General features: G+C 59.7%; 21 protein-coding genes and 3 tRNA genes. 9 read left to right on the top strand and 15 right to left on the bottom strand.

The annotated features are described in order from the left end of the window. Positions 1 to 6 precede the first annotated feature (6 nt). On the top strand, positions 7 to 837 hold the full coding sequence (gene nudC, locus J3P92_RS11915; protein WP_434650887.1) for an NAD(+) diphosphatase: 831 nt from the start codon (positions 7 to 9) through the stop codon (positions 835 to 837). Here nudC and J3P92_RS11920 read toward each other — a convergent pair. The 3 genes from J3P92_RS11920 to J3P92_RS11930 all read right to left on the bottom strand — a co-directional run bounded on the left by J3P92_RS11920 (position 805) and on the right by J3P92_RS11930 (position 3,737). Next, the gene (locus tag J3P92_RS11920) at positions 805 to 1,584 is read right to left on the bottom strand and encodes a TSUP family transporter (RefSeq protein ID WP_434611200.1); all 780 of its coding nucleotides are present in this window, start codon (positions 1,582 to 1,584) and stop codon (positions 805 to 807) included. The genes nudC and J3P92_RS11920 overlap by 33 nt on opposite strands. Positions 1,585 to 1,725: 141 nt before the next feature. Beyond that, on the bottom strand, positions 1,726 to 2,898 hold the full coding sequence (locus tag J3P92_RS11925) for a zinc-dependent alcohol dehydrogenase (protein WP_434650890.1): 1,173 nt from the start codon (positions 2,896 to 2,898) through the stop codon (positions 1,726 to 1,728). Continuing rightward, complete coding sequence (locus tag J3P92_RS11930) at positions 2,898 to 3,737, bottom strand: SRPBCC family protein (protein ID WP_434650892.1); 840 nt, start codon at positions 3,735 to 3,737, stop codon at positions 2,898 to 2,900. Before J3P92_RS11930 ends, J3P92_RS11925 begins: the two co-directional genes overlap by 1 nt. A gap of 338 nt (positions 3,738 to 4,075) precedes the next feature. On the opposite strand from J3P92_RS11930, the gene J3P92_RS11935 reads away from it, so the two are divergent. Then, positions 4,076 to 4,149 (top strand) — tRNA-Cys (locus J3P92_RS11935). 194 nt (positions 4,150 to 4,343) lie between these two features. Further along, positions 4,344 to 4,430 (top strand) — tRNA-Leu (locus tag J3P92_RS11940). An 86-nt stretch (positions 4,431 to 4,516) separates the two neighbouring features. Here J3P92_RS11940 and J3P92_RS11945 read toward each other — a convergent pair. After that, positions 4,517 to 4,879, bottom strand: a complete 363-nt coding sequence (locus J3P92_RS11945) for an NUDIX hydrolase (protein WP_434611568.1) — start codon at positions 4,877 to 4,879, stop codon at positions 4,517 to 4,519. Positions 4,880 to 5,145: 266 nt separating this feature from the next. On the opposite strand from J3P92_RS11945, the gene J3P92_RS11950 reads away from it, so the two are divergent. Further along, a complete protein-coding gene (locus tag J3P92_RS11950; protein WP_420766787.1) occupies positions 5,146 to 5,334 on the top strand; it encodes a hypothetical protein in 189 nt (62 codons plus the stop codon). Between the two features lie 94 nt (positions 5,335 to 5,428). After that, positions 5,429 to 5,656, top strand: coding sequence for a PLD nuclease N-terminal domain-containing protein (locus J3P92_RS11955; protein ID WP_420766788.1), 228 nt, complete (start codon positions 5,429 to 5,431; stop codon positions 5,654 to 5,656). 24 nt (positions 5,657 to 5,680) lie between these two features. Here the strand turns inward: J3P92_RS11955 and J3P92_RS11960 are convergent, their stop codons facing one another. The 3 genes from J3P92_RS11960 to J3P92_RS11970 all read right to left on the bottom strand — a co-directional run bounded on the left by J3P92_RS11960 (position 5,681) and on the right by J3P92_RS11970 (position 6,908). Then, on the bottom strand, positions 5,681 to 6,106 hold the full coding sequence (locus J3P92_RS11960) for a hypothetical protein (protein ID WP_434563836.1): 426 nt from the start codon (positions 6,104 to 6,106) through the stop codon (positions 5,681 to 5,683). Between the two features lie 164 nt (positions 6,107 to 6,270). Next, complete coding sequence (locus tag J3P92_RS11965; protein WP_420766790.1) at positions 6,271 to 6,501, bottom strand: hypothetical protein; 231 nt, start codon at positions 6,499 to 6,501, stop codon at positions 6,271 to 6,273. A 152-nt stretch (positions 6,502 to 6,653) separates the two neighbouring features. Further along, positions 6,654 to 6,908: a DUF6555 family protein gene (locus tag J3P92_RS11970; protein WP_039588765.1), complete on the bottom strand. Its 255-nt coding sequence runs from the start codon at positions 6,906 to 6,908 to the stop codon at positions 6,654 to 6,656. 227 nt (positions 6,909 to 7,135) lie between these two features. Between J3P92_RS11970 and J3P92_RS11975 the strand changes: the two genes are divergently transcribed. Together J3P92_RS11975 and J3P92_RS11980 are read left to right on the top strand one after the other, a co-directional pair. After that, on the top strand, positions 7,136 to 8,035 hold the full coding sequence (locus J3P92_RS11975) for a polysaccharide deacetylase family protein (RefSeq protein ID WP_434650895.1): 900 nt from the start codon (positions 7,136 to 7,138) through the stop codon (positions 8,033 to 8,035). A 102-nt stretch (positions 8,036 to 8,137) separates the two neighbouring features. Then, positions 8,138 to 8,329: a DUF2188 domain-containing protein gene (locus J3P92_RS11980; protein WP_434650897.1), complete on the top strand. Its 192-nt coding sequence runs from the start codon at positions 8,138 to 8,140 to the stop codon at positions 8,327 to 8,329. A 57-nt stretch (positions 8,330 to 8,386) separates the two neighbouring features. On the opposite strand, the gene J3P92_RS11985 is transcribed toward J3P92_RS11980, so the two are convergent. From J3P92_RS11985 to J3P92_RS11995, 3 genes are all read right to left on the bottom strand, one after another. Next, positions 8,387 to 10,180, bottom strand: a complete 1,794-nt coding sequence (locus J3P92_RS11985; RefSeq protein WP_434650899.1) for a DAHL domain-containing protein — start codon at positions 10,178 to 10,180, stop codon at positions 8,387 to 8,389. 252 nt (positions 10,181 to 10,432) lie between these two features. Then, entirely contained in the window at positions 10,433 to 11,287 is an 855-nt protein-coding gene (locus J3P92_RS11990) for a prohibitin family protein (protein WP_420766794.1), read from the bottom strand. A 122-nt stretch (positions 11,288 to 11,409) separates the two neighbouring features. Beyond that, positions 11,410 to 11,497 (bottom strand) — tRNA-Ser (locus J3P92_RS11995). Between the two features lie 124 nt (positions 11,498 to 11,621). Here J3P92_RS11995 and J3P92_RS12000 point away from each other — a divergent pair. Next, positions 11,622 to 12,293 carry a Bax inhibitor-1/YccA family protein gene (locus J3P92_RS12000; RefSeq protein ID WP_039588756.1) on the top strand — a complete coding sequence of 224 codons (672 nt, stop codon included), beginning with the start codon at positions 11,622 to 11,624 and terminating at the stop codon, positions 12,291 to 12,293. Positions 12,294 to 12,406: 113 nt separating this feature from the next. Here the strand turns inward: J3P92_RS12000 and J3P92_RS12005 are convergent, their stop codons facing one another. Beyond that, positions 12,407 to 12,844, bottom strand: a complete 438-nt coding sequence (locus J3P92_RS12005) for an Lrp/AsnC family transcriptional regulator (protein ID WP_420766795.1) — start codon at positions 12,842 to 12,844, stop codon at positions 12,407 to 12,409. Between the two features lie 133 nt (positions 12,845 to 12,977). Here J3P92_RS12005 and J3P92_RS12010 point away from each other — a divergent pair, with 133 nt between their 5' ends. Then, a complete protein-coding gene (locus J3P92_RS12010) occupies positions 12,978 to 13,871 on the top strand; it encodes a DMT family transporter (RefSeq protein WP_420766796.1) in 894 nt (297 codons plus the stop codon). Between the two features lie 13 nt (positions 13,872 to 13,884). On the opposite strand, the gene J3P92_RS12015 is transcribed toward J3P92_RS12010, so the two are convergent. The 4 genes from J3P92_RS12015 to J3P92_RS12030 form a co-directional block, all read right to left on the bottom strand. After that, positions 13,885 to 15,510, bottom strand: a complete 1,626-nt coding sequence (locus tag J3P92_RS12015) for an NADP-dependent glyceraldehyde-3-phosphate dehydrogenase (protein WP_420766797.1) — start codon at positions 15,508 to 15,510, stop codon at positions 13,885 to 13,887. Positions 15,511 to 15,665: 155 nt separating this feature from the next. After that, positions 15,666 to 16,568, bottom strand: coding sequence for an autotransporter domain-containing protein (locus J3P92_RS12020; protein WP_420766798.1), 903 nt, complete (start codon positions 16,566 to 16,568; stop codon positions 15,666 to 15,668). 292 nt (positions 16,569 to 16,860) lie between these two features. Further along, on the bottom strand, positions 16,861 to 19,281 hold the full coding sequence (locus J3P92_RS12025; protein WP_434650901.1) for an autotransporter outer membrane beta-barrel domain-containing protein: 2,421 nt from the start codon (positions 19,279 to 19,281) through the stop codon (positions 16,861 to 16,863). Between the two features lie 168 nt (positions 19,282 to 19,449). Continuing rightward, a complete protein-coding gene (locus J3P92_RS12030; RefSeq protein WP_420766800.1) occupies positions 19,450 to 20,250 on the bottom strand; it encodes an endonuclease/exonuclease/phosphatase family protein in 801 nt (266 codons plus the stop codon). Positions 20,251 to 20,279 lie beyond the last annotated feature (29 nt).

The following is a 20,279-nucleotide window of genomic DNA, read 5'->3' on the forward strand; positions in this document are numbered from 1 at the left end:
TCGATCATGATTTCACGCTGGACCACCGCAGTACTCGACACCGACCTTCCCGGCGGCTGGGCCGTGGCCCGCAGCCCGGAAGGTTTTTTGTACGACGATAACGGCGCGCTGTTTCCTCGCGACTGGCTCAAGCGCCAAGACCTGTCGATCCTCGCCGAGCACGGCATCGGCCATTTCGATGGCGAGCCGGTCTACCTGCTGGAACTGCACAGCCCCCTGGATATTCCCGGTTGCAGCTGGAAAGGCTTGCGCGCGTTCATGCTCGAGGAAGATCACACGCTGTTCAAGGTGTTGGGTTATGCCGCTCAGGTCGGGACCTGGGCCCGGGAACACCGCTTTTGCGGCAGTTGCGGCCAGCCCATGAGCCAGGTGCCGCGCGAGCGGGCGATGCATTGCCAGGCGTGCGATCTGCGGCATTACCCGCGGATCTCACCAAGCATGATCGTACTGATCACCCGTGGCGATGAAGTCCTGCTCGCACGTTCGCCCCGTTTTGTCTCGGGTGTCTACAGCACCTTGGCAGGATTTGCCGAGCCGGGTGAGTCGGCCGAGGACTGCCTCGTCCGGGAAGTCCGCGAAGAAGTCAGTATCGAAGTGAAGAACATCCAGTACGTGGGCAGCCAGTGCTGGCCGTTTCCCCATTCGATGATGCTGGGCTTCCACGCCGAATACGCCAGCGGCGACATCGTGCCCGAAGAGGACGAGATCGAAGACGCGCAGTGGTTCAGCATCCACGATCTGCCACCGCTTCCCGCCTCGCGCTCGATTGCCCGGTATCTGATCGACCTCTACGTGGCGCGGCGCTTAGGCCATGCTGAACCAGTGTTGCCAGGCTAGGCGCACGGTCAGGGCCAGCACCACGGTGATGAACACTGGCCGGATGAACTTCGCGCCGCCGCTGATGGCGGTGCGCGCGCCAAAGAAAGCACCGACCATCACCGACAGGCCCATGCTCAGGCCGATGATCCAGTCCACCTGGCCCGAGACGATGAACACCGTCAGCGCCGCGATGTTACTGACGAAGTTCATGCTGCGGGCCACGCCGCTGGCCTTGACCAGGTCGATGGGGTAGAGCAGCAGGCTGCTGACGGTCCAGAACGCACCCGTGCCCGGGCCGGCCACGCCGTCATAGAAACCGAGGGCGAAGCCTTGCGGCGACTGCCAGGTCTTCTTGATCGGCGCATTGCTGTCCAGCGGTGCCTTGGGCGTGCCGCCGAACAGCAAGTAGAGGCCGCAGGCAAAGACAATGACCGGCAGCATCTTGTTCAGCCACTCGGCGGGCAGGTAATGGGCAACGACGGCACCGGCCAGGGCACCGATCAGCGTGCCGACGAGGGCGTGGGTCCACTGCCGTGGGTGAAACAGCTTGCGCTTGTAAAAGGTAAAGCTGGCCGTGGCCGAGCCAAAGGTCGAGCTGAGCTTGTTGGTGCCCAGCACCAAGTGTGGCGGCAGGCCGGCGGTCAACAGGGCCGGGGTGGTGAGCAGCCCGCCACCGCCGGCAATGGCATCGATGAAGCCGGCGATGAACGCCACAACGGCCAGTATCGCGAGGGTGGAAAGTTCAACGCTGAGTTCGAAAGGCATGGAATGGACTTAGTCGGCAGGGCGCAGGAGGGCTGCGGGAAAGGCCGGTATGTTACCGATTATGACCGCGCGCCGCGACTGTCCGGTGAGGCCCTGCAATCCCGGTGGCGAGGGAGTTGCTCCCTCGCCATGGAGTTTGATCTATTCCGGCCGGAACACCGCCCGTAGGCAATCCTGGCGTTTGTCCTTGAACATTGCGTAGCCCTCAACCGATTGCTCCAGGCCCATAGGATGCGTCAGCAGATAGGAGGGGTCCAGGTCACCGTTCTGGATGTGTTCGAACAGACGCTTCACATAACGCTGTCCCGGTTGCTGGCCGGAACGCAGAGTCAGTGACTTGTTCACGATCGCGCCCATCGGGAATTTGTCCAGCAAGCCGCCGTACACCCCGACCACCGACACCGTCCCGCCTTTACGACACGCGCGAATCGACTGGCGCAGCACGGTCCCGCGTTCGGTGTGCAGGCGCAGCATCTGTTTGGTCTTGTCGTAGAAATAATCGACTTCCGTGCCATGGGCCTCCATGCCGACGCAATCGATGCAGCGATCCGGTCCACGGCCGCCGGTCAGTTCCAGCAGGGCGGCATGCACGTCGCTGGTCTCATAGTTGAGGGCGATGGCGCCGGCCTTTTCCTCGGCCAGGCGCAAACGATCGGCAAAGCGGTCGATGGCAATCACCCGTTCTGCGCCTAGCAAGTAGGCGCTGGACATCGCCATCAGCCCAACCCCGCCGCAACCCCAGACCGCCACCGTATCGCCGGGTTGGATATCGGCGTTGTCGGCGGCGAAATAACCGGTGGGCACCGCATCGGAGACGAACACGGCCTGCTCGTCCCTGACGCCATCGGGGATCGTGAACAGGTTGACGTCGGCAAACGGCACGCGGATATAGGTGGCGTGGCTGCCGGCATAACCACCGAACGCATGGCTGTAGCCAATGATGCCGCAGGCGGGTTGACCGTAGGCGATGTCGGTGGCGGTGGGGTTCGGATTGGAGTTGTCGCAGCAGGAAAAGTCCGAACGCTGGCAATGCTCGCATTCTCCGCAGCCGACAATCGACACTGTGACGACCCGGTCGCCTTTCTTGATCTGCGTGACAGCCGAGCCGGTTTCCACCACTTCGCCCATGAACTCATGCCCGATGATATCGCCGGCCTGCATGGTCGGCACGTAGCCGCCCAGCAGATGCAGGTCCGAGCCGCACACCGAGGACAGGATCACCCGCACGATGGCGTCGCGGGGATTCAGGATGGAGGGATCGTCCACCGTCTCGACCTGCAGTTTGTTGGGGCCTTGCCAAGTCAATGCGCGCATCAGACGGTACCTCCATTGAGTTCGGGTTTGTCAGAGGATGAGTCATTGGCTGGAGCTTGCGTCGCGTGGGTAGCCAAGTGGACAAACAGAAAATCCTTGGTATGCGGATCGCGCATCTTGTTGGTGCTGACTTCGCCCGTTTCCAGTTGCTGCTTGATGCTGCGCAGCACATTGAGCAGGGCCTTGTCGGAGAACCGGGAAATAGCGGCGGCGAGCGCATAGCCGGCCGCGCCGAGAGGCGTCTCGCAAGCCACGATGACTTTGATCTGCGTACCGCGACCGGCGGGCGCATCGCTGAAATGCATCTGGATGTCATGCTTGAAGCGTCGGTCCGGACCGGCAATCCAGTGCAGCTTGCGGCCTTCCTTGGGTTCGCAGTGTTCGAGGTCACACTGCAACGTCTTGTCCATCGGGCCATGGGCGACCCAGCGATAAGTTCGTTCGCCCGTCTGTTCGATGGCGTCCACCCATGGCATGAGCGCTCCCAGATTGGCCGGTTCGCTGCAGAACGCGTAGACCTCGTCCCTCGGCTTGCCCACCGTGATGCTGCGGGAAATGACCTTGCTGCCGTCCCAATCGCGATCCTGTTCGAATGTTTGTTCGAAAGGGCTGTGGGTCAGGGCTTGCTTGATCCGGCATGTGCCTGAATAGGCTCGCCAGGCAGCGCACGCGCCGAGCAGCACCTGCGGCCAGCCCTTTAGACCGCCCTGGCGCAAACCATTGGCAAGCAATAACGAGCCGGCCACCAGCGACACCAGGCGCTCCGGCGTGCCAAGATTGGGGCGTGATGAGGTGGGCACCGGAGCCCGGCTCGCCACCAGTTTTGGGCGTTCAGTCATGATGGTTCTCCTTGCTGATCCAGGGGACGACATAACGAATGAACCGAGGGCAACGGCGGTTGTTCCGTTGGTGTGAGTGGTTTCCCGATGAGCCGGTTGGCAGAGGTTTCGGCCCGTCGTGTTGCCCAGAAAGGACATCCGAAGGTCTCACCGCCAGGCAAATTTTTTTTGAAATCAAGGGGTTGTCAGCTTAGGCAAATGAGTACATAATTGCGCCCATCGAATGCATCGAGGCGTAAAAAACTTCAATGTTTTCAAGGAGATAGCTCGCTATTAGCGGCTTTGTCCGGATAAGTTTTTATCCGTTTGATGTGGTTTCATTGCATCAGGCGTATTGAGGCCGAATAGCAAAATGGTTATGCAGTGGATTGCAAATCCACCTACGCCGGTTCGATTCCGACTTCGGCCTCCACTTCTAAAAAGCTCTGTAGATTCATGATCTACGGAGCTTTTTTATTTAGGGGGCGGTGAAAGGTTTTGTCTTGAAAAGGGCAATGGCCGCCTTGCTTCACCCAGGAGGGATGTATATATTTCCCCCTCTGTTGCACCAGCCTCGATCCTGTGGGATGCCTATCCGACAGTGTCACATGGCTTGGCCGCGCTACCGCCCGAATGGCGAAACTGGTAGACGCATGGGACTTAAAATCCCCCGCTCGTAAGGGCGTGCCGGTTCGATTCCGGCTTCGGGCACCATCTAATTCAAGGGTTTGCGAGCGAAAGCTAATGCAAACCCTTGTTTGTTTCGGGTCCGCAAAATTGTTCGTCAGGTGTTAAGCGGTCTACAGCCTGCGCCGAAACGCTTCCAATATTTCCCGCATCCCCTTTTTCATCTGCAACTGCGCAATGGCGTCCAACGGGTGCCATACACAGTCGCTGATCTCATTTTGTGGCCTGGCGGCCGTCGAATCGTTGACCGCCGCCTCGAACACGTGATGCTCGGTACCGCCGTCATTGATCCGCATCAGGTAAAGCAGGCTTTCGGCGCTCAGCCCCGTTTCTTCCGCCAGTTCCCTTAGGGCGGCGTCGGCGTGGGTTTCGCCGCGCTCGACAGTTCCGCCAGGCAACGCCCAGCGGCTTTTGGGCTTACGTACCAGCAGGATGTGGCGGTCTTCTTCGCAGATGACGGTCGCTCGAATCTTCATAACCTGGCCCAATCCCGACTGTCATTAAAGTGCAATATAACTGCAATATTTGAGCCTCGCGCCGTTTCGGCGTTCAAAAAACGAAATGTTTCGTTTCTGTCCATGGGATCGCGCCCCATGGAAAAGGCTTCGTTTATTTCGCGGACGGTTGGAAAACGTCGAGGCAGGGCCGTTGTCGACGACCGATCATCGCCAAAAATGAATCAGCGCCGAAAAAACGCATCAATGTTGGGTGGACGAGCCGGCCCCGATGGGGGGAGCGAGGAATGATGACCACCGTTGAAGACTTCAAAGTCAGATCCCACGAGCTTCTGGTTGAGCTCGACGCAGCAACGTCGGAGATGATGGCGCTTATCTGTGTCCATCAAATGTCGGGAACCGCCTGGGACGAGGCGGTCCGGCGTCAGCACGAGGCCTATGAGCAATGGGTCGCCTACCTCAACGAGCGCTTGTAGCTGCACGATCGTCAACCGTAACAGCAAGTCAGATTCTTTGAACGGAGCTGGCGCGGCCATGCCTAATCCATAGACCGACAAGAGGATTGAGGCCATGTCTGAACTAGCCAGTTATTTCTGGATCGCCGTAGCGGTGTTGCTGTTGCTCGTGGACTTGTGGGCGATCGTCAGCGTCTTTCGCAGCGACAAGTCGGCCGGTACCAAGGCGGGCTGGGCGCTGTTGCTGATTATCTTGCCTGTCTTGGGCTTGATCATCTGGGGCGTGGCCGGGCCACGAGGCGTCAAGAACCCGCCTTCTTCCCCAGAACACAGCAAGGGCTGACGCCATGTGATGCGAACCACCCGGTCAGCGGTTCTTCCATTGGCCGCCGGTGGTTTCGCAATCCTTTTGTGCTTGCTGCACTTGTTGCGCGTCGTAGTAGTACCAGGTGACTTGGGCGTTGTCCGGGATATTCGCCGAGCCGCCGCTGCGATCCTTGCTGGTGGAATGGGGATTGGCCAGGGCTTCCTGAGTCAGTCTTGCCTGACACGTTGCCACGTAGCCCTCGGCGCAACGCTCGACGGGTTTCTTTTGAGTGCTCAGGGTCCCTTTGCTTTCGTTGCTGCAGGACCAGCCGATGGCCTCCGAGGGGACGCCCTTGTACTCATAGCAACTGCGGGTTTCGATTTCCTGTACCGCCTGGCTTTGGGATCGGGTAAGGACCTCGCAACCCTGCGCCATGACGGTGGCGGGGCAGGCACAGGCAATCAGCAGCAGGACTCTGGCATTCATGTTGGTTCTCCCTTATGACGGCTCTTGCATCGATACCTATCAATATCGAGGTGCAAACGTACGCCGTCGTTCCATCGGGTTTACAACCGGTGGAGCTCAGGGAAACCGGTGCGGCAAGCGTCGTTGACGAAGCTTTCCATCAACGAAACATATAGCGAAACCTATTAGCGAAATCTTGGCAACGGACGTTCCACAGGTTTGAGTGAAGAGAGGGCGCTCTGGATCGACGGGGCATCCTTTTCGATGTCGTTGAGCCGATCGCGGATGCGCACTGCAGCGGGATGGCCGCCCTGATGGTCGACCCAGTCGGCAATTTCCTTACAGGCCGCGGTCAGCCCCGCCTGGCGCGATTCCAATAAAGTGAGCAGGGTGGTGATGGACTCTTTTTCGGACATGTCACACCTCCATTCAACGTTGGATGAGGCAGCACGAAACCCATCGCTATGGACGGGTAAGGCTGCAATAAGGGTAGTTGAGATATTTCTGCGGCGTTGGATATCCGGCGCACGACTGGACAGTCGGTGCGCCGGACCCTTTCATGTCTTGTTCAGCCAGACTCCTTGACCCAGGATGGCGCGACGGAGGCTCGCCAGCGCACATCGGTAATGCCATATTTTTCTGCCATGGGTTTTGAAACCCGCTTGACCTTCTCCCTGCCGAATTTGGGGATGCGCCCAACACCCGCGTCGCAACTGGCCCAATGCCAAGCTTCGGAGTTATTCATCACTTCGGCGCGAATGATGAAAGACTTGGGCTCGCCATGGAGCATGTAGTCGATGATGTAAAGCGATGGACCGCCCATAAATCCTCCCTAATTGATCCTATACGGATGGATACGGAGGCGTTCGGAAAATTCCATTGGATTTCCGGACGGTCAAGAATGGGGTCTACAGGGAGAGTGTCGAGGGTTGCTGAACACCGTGCTCACGGTGCGGAACCAAACCCGGGTAACCTTCTCCAAGGTGAGCTTGAAAGCACCGGTGCCAAGGATCAAAGGCGACGTAACGTGGCACTGAATAAAGGCAAGACATGAGCAATTTCGCCAGGGCGCTGGTCGTGGCGCTGTTTGCCCTGCACTTGTCGGGCTGCATCGGCCCGCCCATCGAATTGACCCCGCAAACCGAGGAACGCCTGCGCGTCCAGGCCCCGATCCGTTTCCTGCTGACATTCGATGATGGGCCTAGCGCATCGTCTTTCTGGAATCCGAGCGCCGACGTGCTGGACGCATTGGACCGTAATCCGGTGCAGCCTGGGATCAAGGCGGTTTTTTTCGTCCAGACCCGAGCGCCACGGGCCGGTGGCAGCGAAATCGGCCGCTCGCTCATGCGTCGTGAGCATGCGAACGGACACTTATTGGGATTCCACACGGCTACCTATTGGCATACCAATCATCGATTCCTGGATCCGGATGAGTTGGAGCAGTCCCTGGCCAATGGCGCCAACGATATCGCTGTGATCACAGGCGCATCGCCAAACCTGGTACGGCCGCCATTCTGGAGTTTCGACAAGCGCACGTTTGCCGCTTATCAACGACACGGTATGCACGTATTGCTGACTGACTTGAGCGCCAATGATGGCAAGGTTTGGGGCATTACCGTGAGCCCACGACGGCGGATGAACCTCACGCGCCAGCTCTCCGAGGTCCGCGAGCGCATCGCGGATGGTCAATTGCCCACTGTGGACGGTGTGATACCGGTCGTCGTGACCTTCCACGACCTCAACCGATATACCGCCCGCCACGCCCGTGAATACCTACAGATCCTTATGGACAGTGCCAGGGAGACCGGGCTCAGGACCGATGCGAAGCCGTTCTACGACGACAGCCGCGCCTTGGAACGAGCGGCGCTGGCTCGCACGGTTCGCGACACGTCCCAGCCCGTGCATCTGCCAGGTTTATGGGATTGGCTGTGGGATTCGGACTCCCATTGAATTGCATGGACGATGAACTGTCGCGACGCCCGGTAGGCACCGACGGGTGAACCGGGAGTATGGTAGGCAGCGTAACTCGGTACTTTGCAGGAGGTGATCACCATGAGTACTGCGATGCTGACGAAAATGCACATCAATGGCTATGACGTACTGAGCGTCAACAGCGGCCCTTGGCGAGTCTGTACCCAGGCTGATCGGCTGGGTTCCTTCGCCTCACGGGAGGAAGCGCTGGCCTACGCCGCCGCATTACCCGCCAGGAGACGCCATAACGCCCCGTCCGGGAACGTCAAGTAGGGCCGCGTTCTGTTGACTGCGCGCAGGCACGGATGCCAGTCGCGCAGTCAAAGCGGGTCATGAGGCTGCCAGCTCCAGGGGCAGTTCCAGCGTAAACAGGGCGCCGTGCCCCGGTCCGTCACTGTAGGCCAAGAGACGGCCGTTCATTTCGACCGCCGCCAGGGCGCAACTGTGCAGGCCAAAGCCATGGCCGTCCTTGCGGGTCGTGAAGCCATGATTGAAGATCCTCGCCTGGTTTTCCTTGGAAATCCCTTCGCCACGGTCCTTGACGCTGACGCATAACGTCGTCTGGTCGACGATGCGGATTCCCAGGGTCATCTCCCGTGGGTGCTCAACGCTGGACATGGCGAACTTGGCATTGCTGATCAGGTTGATCAGGATCAGCAGCAGCCGGTGCTTGTCGCCGAGAATCACGGGAGCGTCCTGGTAATCCTTGATCACGGTGACATGATGCCGGCTCAGCGCCCCTGAATTCATGCGCAGGGCATCCTCGAACAGATCGGCGACGTTCAGCGGCTCGATCAGCCTCGCAGCCCCGGCGTAGGTTTGTTGGGTAGTGACGATGTCCTTGATGTGATCGATGCTTTTGGTCAACTGCGCCAGTTCTTCGATGAGCAGTGCTTGTTCGCCTGCAACAGAGTCCACCAGTTCATTGAAGTAGCGGGGCAACAACTTGCCTTTTTCGTCCTCGGTGATGAAATGACCCAGGTCGTCGGCATGTTCGTTCATCATTTTCACGGCTTTGCCCAACCCTTGCGTCTTGCTGTTTTTCAACTTGCGAGTGACCAGGTCCGCGGAAATATTCACGCTGTTGAGGACATTGCCGACGTTGTGTAACACGTTCGTTGCAATCTCGGCCATGCCTGCCATGCGAGCGGCATCCACCAACTCCCGTTCGGCCTCCTTCAACTCGCGAGTGCGTTCCTGGACGCGTTCTTCCAGTTTGTCATTGGAAGTTTGCAGCTCATGGTTGATCTGGTTGATGACTGAATAACTGCGCACCAGCCGTACGGCCAGATAGATCATCAAAAGCGCCATCAGGCCGGCGCACACCGCCAGGTATATATGGTACTTACGGTCCGTGGCGGCGGTCCTGCGCTGCGTTTCGTTCAACAGCTCGTTGATGCTGTCCAGCTCCTGGGCCACTGGGATGACGCTGATGCGGTCCAGCAGGTCGTTGACCTGGGGCTGTTCGTGGATGATGGTCTTGACGTGGTGTATCAGTGACACAAACGCGGGCCGATAGAGGGCAGGCAGTTGGTCAATCTGATGTTCGAGTTCGCTTAACTGGTCCTGCACTTCCCGTTCTTTATCCGCCGTGACGTAAAGAGCGAACTCCAGGGTGGTCAACGCCAGGTCCAGGACATTCGAGGCTGCGGTCAGGCGCGCGATCTCGCCGTTCGCCTTCATCTCCTGCAACAGGTTTTGTATTTCGTCTTCAACCGTCGGCAACTCATCCAGGGACGCCCGCAGGGTGGCGTTGTGCTGCTCGAACTGCTCGACCAGCAGATTCTTGTTCTTGACCGCATCCACGTATCCCTGGCGCCTTGACGCCCAGAGCGCCGCCAGCGGGCCGGAACTGTTCAAACGCTCCAATTGCTCCCAGCGAGTCTGCGCTTCGGGCGGTGGGGTGAGTGACAGGTTATTGTTGACGCCGATTTTCTTCCTGAGGATTTTTACGTTCCAGTTGGCGTCGGCTTGCTTGAGTTGGCGAATGAAGTCCCGTGATTCGAAATAGGTCGCTGAGTCGTATGTATAGGATTTTATTAAAAAGAAGATCAATGCGGAAAAGACAACAAGCGCCGCGGCCAACAGGACGGGCCACTTGTATTTATTGATCAGAATGGTCACAGGTTTCTCCTGCGCGGAACGGATGCCGAAACCGGACCTGGCGAGTGTGAGCAATTATCGGGACGGGCAGAGAATGGGATACAGGAGGGGAGTTGCGTTGTTTGTTTGCCTGGGTACACGGTGAGCTCCCTGCTAACGGTGAACGTCTGGTCATCAGTGAAGCAAGTGTAGCGTCAACCACCGGCGTCGACGTATCTGTCCAGACGCTGCACGGGAAAATGGCGCGGCCGGAATCGACCGCGCCGAGGGAGGTTACTTCAAATCGATAAAAGGCAGCGCGCTGTTCGGCAGCATGGTGGTGGGCAACTCACCGTTCCAGCGCTCGGCCTTGGTCAGCTCCACCAGGTTCTGGTTGCTGGCCAGCGCCTGGGCGCGGGCCTTGATCGCCTCGGCTTCAGCCTTGCCACGCAGTTCCGTTGCCAGGGCATCGGCCTTGGCCTGGGCCACTTGCGAATCGGCTTCCGCCTGGGCCTGGGTCACCCGAATCTGCGCCTGGACCTGTTCGGTGGCGAGCTGCTGCTCACGGGTCTTGACCTGGACCTCGGCGGCCATGCGCGCTTCGATGGCCTTTTCGTAGGCATCGCTGAAATCGATGTTTTCAACCTGGACGCTGTCGATGATCACCGGCCCGGTAATCGTCGATTTGATCGCAGCGGAGATATCGTTGACCAGTTGGACGCGGTTCTGCACGGCGGCCACGGCGTTGAACTTGCCGAACACATTCTCCACCTGCGTCGGCACCTGCCGGCTGATCATCCGGTCGCGGATGCCTTCCAGATCCTTGAACTGGGTATAGACCTTCGCCACGTCGGAAGGCGCGATGTGCCACGACACCGACACTTTGAGCTCGGCCGATTGCTGGTCTTTGCTGTAGGCCTGCAAGTCGTCGTAGGAGGTTACCTGGCTCTGCGTGCTGATCAGGCGTACCGATTCGATAAATGGCGTCTTGAACGACAGCCCCGGCTCAACCACCCCGACCAGCGCGCCATTGCGCAGAAGCACGCCGCGCTCGGTTTCATCAACCGTGTACCAACTTCCGAAGAACACGCATAACAGGACCACGCCGACAATTGCAGCAGCGATCGAACCGATTGTTTTACGGGGCACTTTACTTTCCTTGAGTAGGCTAGGGGATGGCATGCACTGTTTCCTTTGTGAAGACCGTCACTGTTTTTTCAAACGCCAGACACGAAAAAGCCCTGACAAGTCAGGGCTTTAACGTTAGAAGATGGCGGAGGCGATGGGATTCGAACTCATGGACCTGTTACAGTCGACGGTTTTCAAGACCGTTGCCTTAAACCACTCGGCCACACCTCCGTATTGCGTTGCGGGCGCCATAATACCCGAATGAAACACACTGTCAAACTCTCCACGTAGCTTGTTACAGAGCGTCTGTTATGATCCTTGCCACTGAATGTTTCAAAACCGGAGGAGTGTCGCCATGCGCGAACAGGATTACGCAGTGAACAACAGCGTGCAGGCTGAGCAGCTAGAAGTTAGCCGCGTCCTGCGCAACACTTATGGCCTGCTGGCACTCACGCTCGCTTTCAGCGGTGTGATGGCCTTCGTCGCACAACAGATGCGCGTCGGTTACCCGAACATCTTTGTCGTGCTGATCGGTTTCTACGGCCTGTTTTTCCTTACCAACAAGCTCCGCGATTCGGCCTGGGGCCTGGTTTCGGCCTTCGCCCTGACCGGGTTCATGGGGTTCCTGCTCGGCCCGATCCTCAACCGTTACCTGGGCATGCAGGGCGGCGCAGAAGTGGTCAGCTCGGCCTTCGCAATGACCGCGTTGGTGTTCGGTGGCCTGTCGGCGTACGTACTGATCTCCCGCAAGGACATGAGCTTCCTGAGTGGTTTCATCACCGCCGGTTTCTTCGTGTTGCTGGGTGCGGTGGTGGCTAGCTTCTTCTTCCAGATCAGCGGCCTGCAACTGGCGATCAGCGCCGGCTTCGTGCTGTTCTCGTCGGTCTGCATCCTGTACCAGACCAGCGCCATCATCCATGGCGGCGAGCGTAACTACATCATGGCGACCATCAGCCTGTATGTATCGATCTACAACCTGTTTGTCAGCTTGCTGCAGCTGTTTGGGTTGATGGGACGTGATGACTGATATTGCCGGAGTGTCCGGCTTGAGCTGTTGATTTGAGAAAAGGCGCTTTTCCTGAAGGAAAGGCGCCTTTTTTTGTCTGGGGCTTGCACCAGGTCGGCGTCCATCAATAGCCCTCAACCCATCGGAGGCAACCGCCGCTTCACCGGCGTCTTCTTGACAATAGCCGTATTGGTTTCCGCAAGAACATTCAACTTATCCAACAAAACATCCAACTGTTCCATCGACCGCACATGCAGCCGCGCGATGAAACAATCCTCGCCAGTCACCTTGTCGCATTCAGTGAACTCGCCAATGGCCTGGATCTGCCGCTCCACCTCTTGCAACTGCCCTGGCAATGGGCGAATGCGCACGATGGCCTGGAGTTGATAACCAAAACACTTCGGATCGACTTCAACGGTATAGCCCCTGAGCACGCCACGCTCCTCGAGTCTACGCAGGCGTTCGGCAACGCTGGGGGACGACAGGCCGCTCAGGTTCGCCAAAGCCTTGAGCGAGCGTCGGGAATCTTCCATCAGCGCCTTGATGAGGATCTGGTCGATGTCGTCGGTCATAACGGCTCCGTTAGGTAAATGGTCAAAATGGCCTTTATAAAAAAGGTCAAAAACCAGTTTAGCCTTTTTCAGGCCATGGAGAAGCGGCCCGGCGGCTCGGCATACTGTAGCCACTTACCGAAGGAGCCTGAAGATGGACAAGACCCTACGCCGCGGTTCGCTCGAAATGACCGCCGCCATGCTGATTTCCGGAACCATAGGTTGGTTTGTACTGGTGGCGGGCCTGCCCGTACTGGATGTGGTGTTCTGGCGTTGCGTATTTGGCGCCGTCACGCTGCTGCTGATTTGCGCGGGATTTGGTTTCCTGCGTCGGGATGTGCTGACGCGCACAACGTTCCTGCTGGCGGTACTCAGCGGCGTGGCAATCGTGGGCAATTGGGTATTGCTGTTCGCTTCCTATTCCCGCGCTTCGATTGCGATCGGTACGGCGGTGTACAACGTCCAACCGTTCATGCTGGTCGGGCTGGCGGCGTTGTTCCTGGGCGAAAAGATCACCGCGCAAAAGCTCTTCTGGCTCGCGGTTTCGTTCCTTGGGATGCTGGCGATCGTCAGCGCCCATGGCGAACAAGGGCAGGGTGGCGAGGACTATCTGGCGGGCATCGCCCTGGCGTTGGGTGCGGCTTTGCTGTACGCCATTGCGGCGTTGATCATCAAGCGGCTCAGCGGCACGCCACCCCATTTGATCGCGCTGATCCAGGTCAGCACCGGGATACTGCTGTTGGCGCCATGGGCGAATCTCTCGACGTTGCCGCAGCAACCCGAGGCCTGGGCCAGCCTGCTGACCCTCGGCATGATTCACACCGGTATCATGTACGTGCTGCTATACAGCGCGATCCAGCGGTTGCCGACAGCCGTGACCGGCGCGTTGTCCTTTATCTATCCGATCGCGGCGATCTTCGTCGACTGGTTCGCCTTCGGTCATCGCCTCGAACCGCTTCAGTGGCTGGGGGTGGCGGCGATCCTGCTGGCTGCTGCCGGCATGCAACAGGGCTGGGGCGTCAAATGGCGGCGCCCGGCCCTGTCGTAACCAGCGAGCGGTCTCAGAAAATGTAGTCGGTGGTCAGGAAATTCGAATCCCGCTCACGGATGATGTCGCTGATAAGCGCCTTGTTGCTCTCCTGGAATTTGGTTGCCACCAGCGTACGGATCGAAAAAGTGCGTAGCGCATCATGGACCGACAATGTGCCTTCGGCGGAATTTTTCCGGCCGTTGAAAGGGAAGGTGTCTGGGCCGCGCTGGCACTGGGCGTTGATGTTGATGCGCCCGACCTGGTTGGCGAAGGTGTCCACCAGCTTGCCGACTTCAGCTGGGTGGGTGCCGAAGATACTCAGTTGCTGGCCGAAGTCGGATTCGAGCACGTAATCGACCACGGTGTTCAGGTCACGGTACGGCACGATGGGCACGACGGGGCCGAACTGTTCTTCGTGATACACACGCATCGCTGTGTTCACCGGGTATAGAACCGCCGGATAGAAGAACGAAGCCCGGGATTCGCCACCGTGCTGGTTCATCACCCCCGCACCCTTGGCGATGGCATCGGCCACCAGGGCGTGCAAATAATCGACCTTGCCGGCTTCGGGCAGTGGCGTCAGCGCCACGCCATCTTCCCAAGGCATGCCGGGTTTCAGCGCGGCGAGTTTGGCATTGAATTTCTCGATGAACGCCGGGGCGACGTCTTCATGAACGAACAGGATCTTCAGAGCCGTGCACCGCTGCCCATTGAAAGAAAGCGAACCGGTGAGCGCTTCGCTGACGGCATTGTCCAGGTCGACATCGCGTAACACCAGGCCGGGGTTTTTTGCATCCAGCCCCAGGGCGGCGCGCAGGCGATGCGGGCGCGGGTGGAGTTTCTTGAGGTCGCTGGCAGCCTTGTTGGTGCCGATGAAGGCAAATATGTCGATCTTGCCGCTGGCCATCAGTGCGCTGACGGTCTCTCGGCCGCTGCCGTAGATCACATTGATGACGCCCGCAGGAAAGCTGTCGCGAAAGGCTTCCAGCAGCGGACGTATCAGCAGCACGCCGAGCTTGGCCGGCTTGAAGACCACGGTGTTGCCCATGATCAGCGCGGGAATCAGCGTGGTGAAGGTTTCGTTCAGCGGATAGTTGTACGGGCCCATGCAGAGGGCGACGCCGAGGGGCACGCGGCGGATCTGCCCCAGCGTGTCCTGTTCCAGCTCGAAGCGGCTGGAACGACGGTCCAGCTCCTTGAGGGCGTTGATAGTATCGACGATATAGTCGCAGGTCCGGTCGAATTCCTTTTGGGAGTCCTTGAGGTTTTTGCCGATTTCCCACATCAGCAGCTTGACCACTGCTTCACGTCGTTCACGCATGCGCGCCAGGAAGCTTTCGACATGGCGGATGCGTTCGGCGACGCGCATCGTCGGCCATGTGCCTTGGCCGCGATCGTAGGCCCGGACGGCGGCGTCAAGCGCGGTGAGCGCCGTCTCGGCGTCCAGCAGCGGCGTACTGCCGAGGATCACTTGTTCATCGCCGTTCGGGCCGGCTAGGTAAACCGGGCTGCGCACGGTGGCCAGTGGTCCTTGCCAGGTTCTCAAGACGCCATCGACCAGGTATTCCCGTTGTTCGACGGGATCACCGAGACGGTAGGCCTCTGGGATATCCGCGGCGCTGGGAAATAAATGGGAGAGCAGGGTGGCGGTGGTCATATCGTTACTCCATCAATGAAATGAGCCATGGGCTGACAGTCTGCGGCGCTTCTAGCGTTATACGCCTTAATGAAGGTGATTTCGAAGTGGCAAGGGCGTGCGGCTGTCCTGCCTACGCCCCTGCCACCATTGCGTTGAATGCATGAAGCCGGTGTTTACCAACGCATCCGCACGCCCAGGCTGGCGATGACGCCGTTGAGGTCGTTGTCGTCGACGTCACTGCTGTAGTCGGCGCTGACATACAGGCTCACCACTGGGGTGACCCGGGCAACCAGGCCCAGGCCGACTTCAACGGTCGAAGATTTGCGGCTGCTGCTGATTTTGTCGACTTTGTCCAGGGTAACGGTGTCGGCGCTCTGGACCGTGTGCCACAGGTTGGTGCGCACGTACGGCTCGACGCCCAGGCCGTTGACTTGGTAGGCCCCTTTGAGCCGGGCGCCGACGCGACCGCTCCAAGTGCTCAGTTCGCTGCTGTCGCCATTTTCGCCGTTCGGCGTATCAAGGCTGATGCGCTGGTTGATCAACTGCGCCTGGGGTTCGACCACCCAGTTTTCGCTGATGCCGATGGGGAAGCCGCCTTCGACCGACAGCGTGACGGCGCTGCCCTCGGTGGCTTGACGTTGACCCTGTTCGTTCAGGCTGAAACCGTTGACCCGCCCCCCGCTGGCACTCAGGTCCACGTGCCAGCCCGCGGGGCCGGTCAGGCTCCAGTAGGCTCCAAGATTCTGCCCCTCCAGGCTCAGGGTTTCCTGGCCCGGCTTGGCGAGAGCCGGCGCGACCAGCATTGCGCTGCCATTGGCTGTGATCCGGCTCTGGCCGCTGATCAAACCGACGCGCTGGGTATGGCCATTGTTGTTGCGAAGCGTGAAGAGCGCGGGACTTTTGCCCGACGCGGGGTCGTTGCCCGTTGGGTGGTCGGCGGGTGTTCGGTCGTACCAGGGGGCAGTGAGAGGGTCTTCCAGTTCGGCCAGCACTTGCATCGACGAACACAGCAACAGGGAGGTCGAGACGGTGCAGAGGGTGGTTTTGAGTTCCTGCGGGCGGGGGGAAGTTTTCATGGGGGTCTGCCTTGCAATCGCATGCATTTCTCGCTTAGGGCGTCTCTCCTACCCCGAATGAGGGGCGACCGAATGGATGAGGCAAACCTCTGGCGACCCGCGATGGCGGGGTTCCAGAGGCCTGCCCCTGACTGTGTTTCCGGGGGTAGTACGTTGTATTCAAGAAGACCAAAGCGGTTGCGTCAAGAAATTGGCCGACAAATGGCATAGTGAAATCAGAGAGCGCTAACCCAATGATTTAACGCGGATAAAAACGATCCTATTTAGGCGTCAATTCATCGTCGTCTGCGCCTCACCAACTGATTCTCACGCCCACATTGCCCGCCACGCCGCGTTGCTGGTTGCTGTCCAGGTTATTGCTGTAGTCCACGCCGGCATAGGCGCTGACGCTAGACGCCAGGCTCACGACCAAGCCAACGCCCAGGTCCGCCGTGGAGGCGCGTTGTTCGGTCTCGATCCGTTGGGTGTCGTCGAATGTCACCGTGTCGGTGCCGGAAAAGGTGTGCCAGATATTAGCTCGCAGATAGGGCTCCACCGGCAAGCCGCTGACTTGATAGCTGCCCTTGAGCCGGGCGCCTAGGCGGCCAGTCCAGGCGCTGTCGGAGTCGAATTCGACCTTTGAAATCCCATCGTCCTGGCTGTCCAGGCTGATCTTCTGATGGATGATCTGGGCCTGGGGTTCGAAGACCCAGTCGCGAGCTACCGCAAACGGATAGCCGGCCTCCGCCGATAGGGTCAAGGCGTGCCCGCGATTGTCGATTTTGACGCCACGTTCGGAGCGGTTATCGCCATTCAGGCGGGTGCCCATGACCACCGCATCGACGTAGCCACCCGAGCGGTCGATGAGGGTCCAGTAAAGGCCATAGCTGTCGCCATCGAGCTCGATCTTGCCAGCGCGCCGGCCTTGGAACCCGAGGTTGAAGCCGTCAACGTTGCCGTTCAGTTCGGTGTGGCCGACAAAAAAACCGATACGCTGGGTCCGATCGTCGGACGTCGGGGCGGCGTACAAGTCGTGGCCGACCTGGAAACCCTTGATGGAACCGTCGAACCGGGGCGTTACCGTGCCGGCCCAGGTTTGATCGAGGTCCTTGCCGTAGGCCCGGCCCCAACCCGCGCCGAACGCGCCGGTTTCCGACAGCAGGCGCTGGTCGCCTTGCCGATCGTGAAACGTACCCAGGGCCATCAGTGTCAATTGCGCGGCGGCTGGGGGCAGTACTGACCAGGTAGGGACTTCGGGGCGGTACAAGGGAATCGGCGCAGCGCCCGGCACGGCGGCCGGCAGCGGCGGCAGCGTCGGGCTGGGCGCTGCGACCGGGCCCGCCACTACCGTGGAGCGCAGGTACCAGTTGTTGGCGTTGCCGGCCACGCCGCCCTTGAACAGGCGATAGTCGAATGCACCGGCCGAGACGGATTGCCCCAGTGAAAAGGCGCTGCTATCACTGACGGCTCCGCTCTGGGCCTGGACCAGTTCGATGCCGTCCTGGGTAGTCAGGCCGCCGGCTCCACCCAGATTCGTGACGGTGATGGCGGTGCCGCCTGTCAGGGTGCCACCGTTGACCACCAATTTGTCACTGGGCGAATCGTCGGCCCCAAGCACCGTTTGCAGGCGTAGCTGGCCGCCATTGCCGGCGTAATTGCCTTGCACGGTGAGGGTGTCGTTGGTGCGGGTGTTGCCGTCGGCGAGATCAATTGCTCCGGCATTGTTGAGCGTGGTCATCTGGCCTGAAGTAAACGGCGCGATGACGCCTTGGGTCGAGGTCAATACGCTGCTGCTGTCGATGTTGAACACACCCGTGCCGGTGACGTTGTCGCCCAGCAGCAGCGTGTCGCCCAAGTCCAGGCGCGAGCCTTGAGTCAGGCTGACGGTTTCCCAGTTGTCATAGCGGGCTCCGGTACTGGACGTGCTGCCCTCGAAGGTCAGGCTGTCCTGGCCCAAGCCTCCGTCCAGGCTGGGCGTGGGGGCGAGTCCCGCCTCGGTGAGGTTCTGCAACAGAGCGGTGTCGGTGCCGTCGCCCATCAGGATGGCTGAGCGGATGGTGCCGCCGCTCCATTGGAATCGATCGTCGCCGGCACTGGTCCGGACCTCGCCGCCGACTTCCCCGCCACTGACGGTCACGCTGTCGTTGCCACCGCTGACGCTGACATTACCGCCGATGCGTCCTTCGGACAGGATGATGGTGTCCCTGCCGAAGCCAGTGACGAGGTTGCCGATGATTTCCCCACCTGACATGTCGAAGACGTTGTCATCGAGCTTCATGTCGACCCTGCCGATGGTGCCGCCGGTCATCTGGGCGATGTCGCCATCTTCGAACGCGTCGACGATGGTGCCGCCAGTCATCAGGAACGTATCGAGGCCATCGCCTTGGGAGATCGATAGAATCCGGCCGCCATTCATTTCAAACGCGTCGGCTTGCGAGCCTTGCTCGACGTCGCCATCGATGACACCGTTGGCGTTGATTTCGATGCGGTCGGTTCCGGCATCGAACACGACGTCACCCTGAACGAGGCCACTGCCTGAGACCGTCAGGTTGTTGTTGCCCGACAGATCCGTAAGCCCGGTTGCACTCGTGCCACTGTCGCACACGTAAGTGTCGTCGCCTGCCGTGGGTGACAATGTGCAAGCCGCCATCGCTGATGAGGCAGGAAGCAGGAACGGAGCCGCTACCCATAAGGCGTTGAACAGACGATTGAGATGCCGATCGCGCCGAATCATGTGCTATCCCTCTGCATGGGCATCCATGGCATGCCTGTTTCAGCATGGGTTGCACGACAGATGGCACACAGGACCCGGCAACGCTCGCTGTATGGAAAGGCACGCTAGCAACGAATCAAAGGCGTCGCTACTGTCAGATCTTACAGGTCGGTTTACCCGGATCAGGGGCTACAGATGCACTTCCACCGCCAACGGCAGGTGATCGCTCAAGTGCGTCCAGGGCTTGTTGCCGAGGATCTGCGGGGCGTGGCTGGTGGCGTTGCGCAGGTAAATGCGGTCCAGGCGTAGCAGGGGGAAGCGGGCGGGGTAGGTCCGGGCAGGGCGCCCGTGATGGTGTTCAAAGGCCTCGTGCAGGTACTGGCGACGGGCAAGCGTGGTGTTGCCGCGCAATTGCCAATCGTTGAAATCCCCGGCGATGATCACCGGAGCGTCCTCGGGAAGAGAGTCAAGCAATTTGCAGAGCAGCTTGAGCTGCAATTGGCGATGGCTTTCCAGCAGGCTCAGATGCACGCAGATCCCGTGGACTTCGGCATGGCCCGGCACGTCCAGCACACAATGCAGCAACCCGCGCCGTTCGGGACCGGTGATTGACACGTCGAGGTTGCGGAACTGGCGGATCGGGTATTTGGAAAGCAGCGCGTTGCCGTGATGTCCGTCGGGGTACACCGCGTTCCGGCCGTAGGCGAAGTCGCTCCACATGCTGTCGGCGAGAAATTCATATTGCGAGGTCTGGGGCCAGTTGTCGTAGCGCAGGGCATGTCGATCATGTTCGCCAAGTACCTCCTGGAGGAAAACCAGGTCGGCACCTGTGGCGCGCACCGCTTCGCGCAGCTCCGGCAAAATGAAACGACGATTGAGGGCTGTAAAGCCTTTATGGGTATTCACCGTGAGAACACGCAGTCGATGAATCGCCGCGGGTGCGTCCAGCGGCACTGATTCTTCGACCCGCCAGTGGGGATCGCGAGTCACGTTCACTCCTGAGTCAGACGTCTCTGTTC

It is taken from the genome of Pseudomonas sp. D3-27, from assembly GCF_051132165.1.
Classification (GTDB): domain Bacteria; phylum Pseudomonadota; class Gammaproteobacteria; order Pseudomonadales; family Pseudomonadaceae; genus Aquipseudomonas.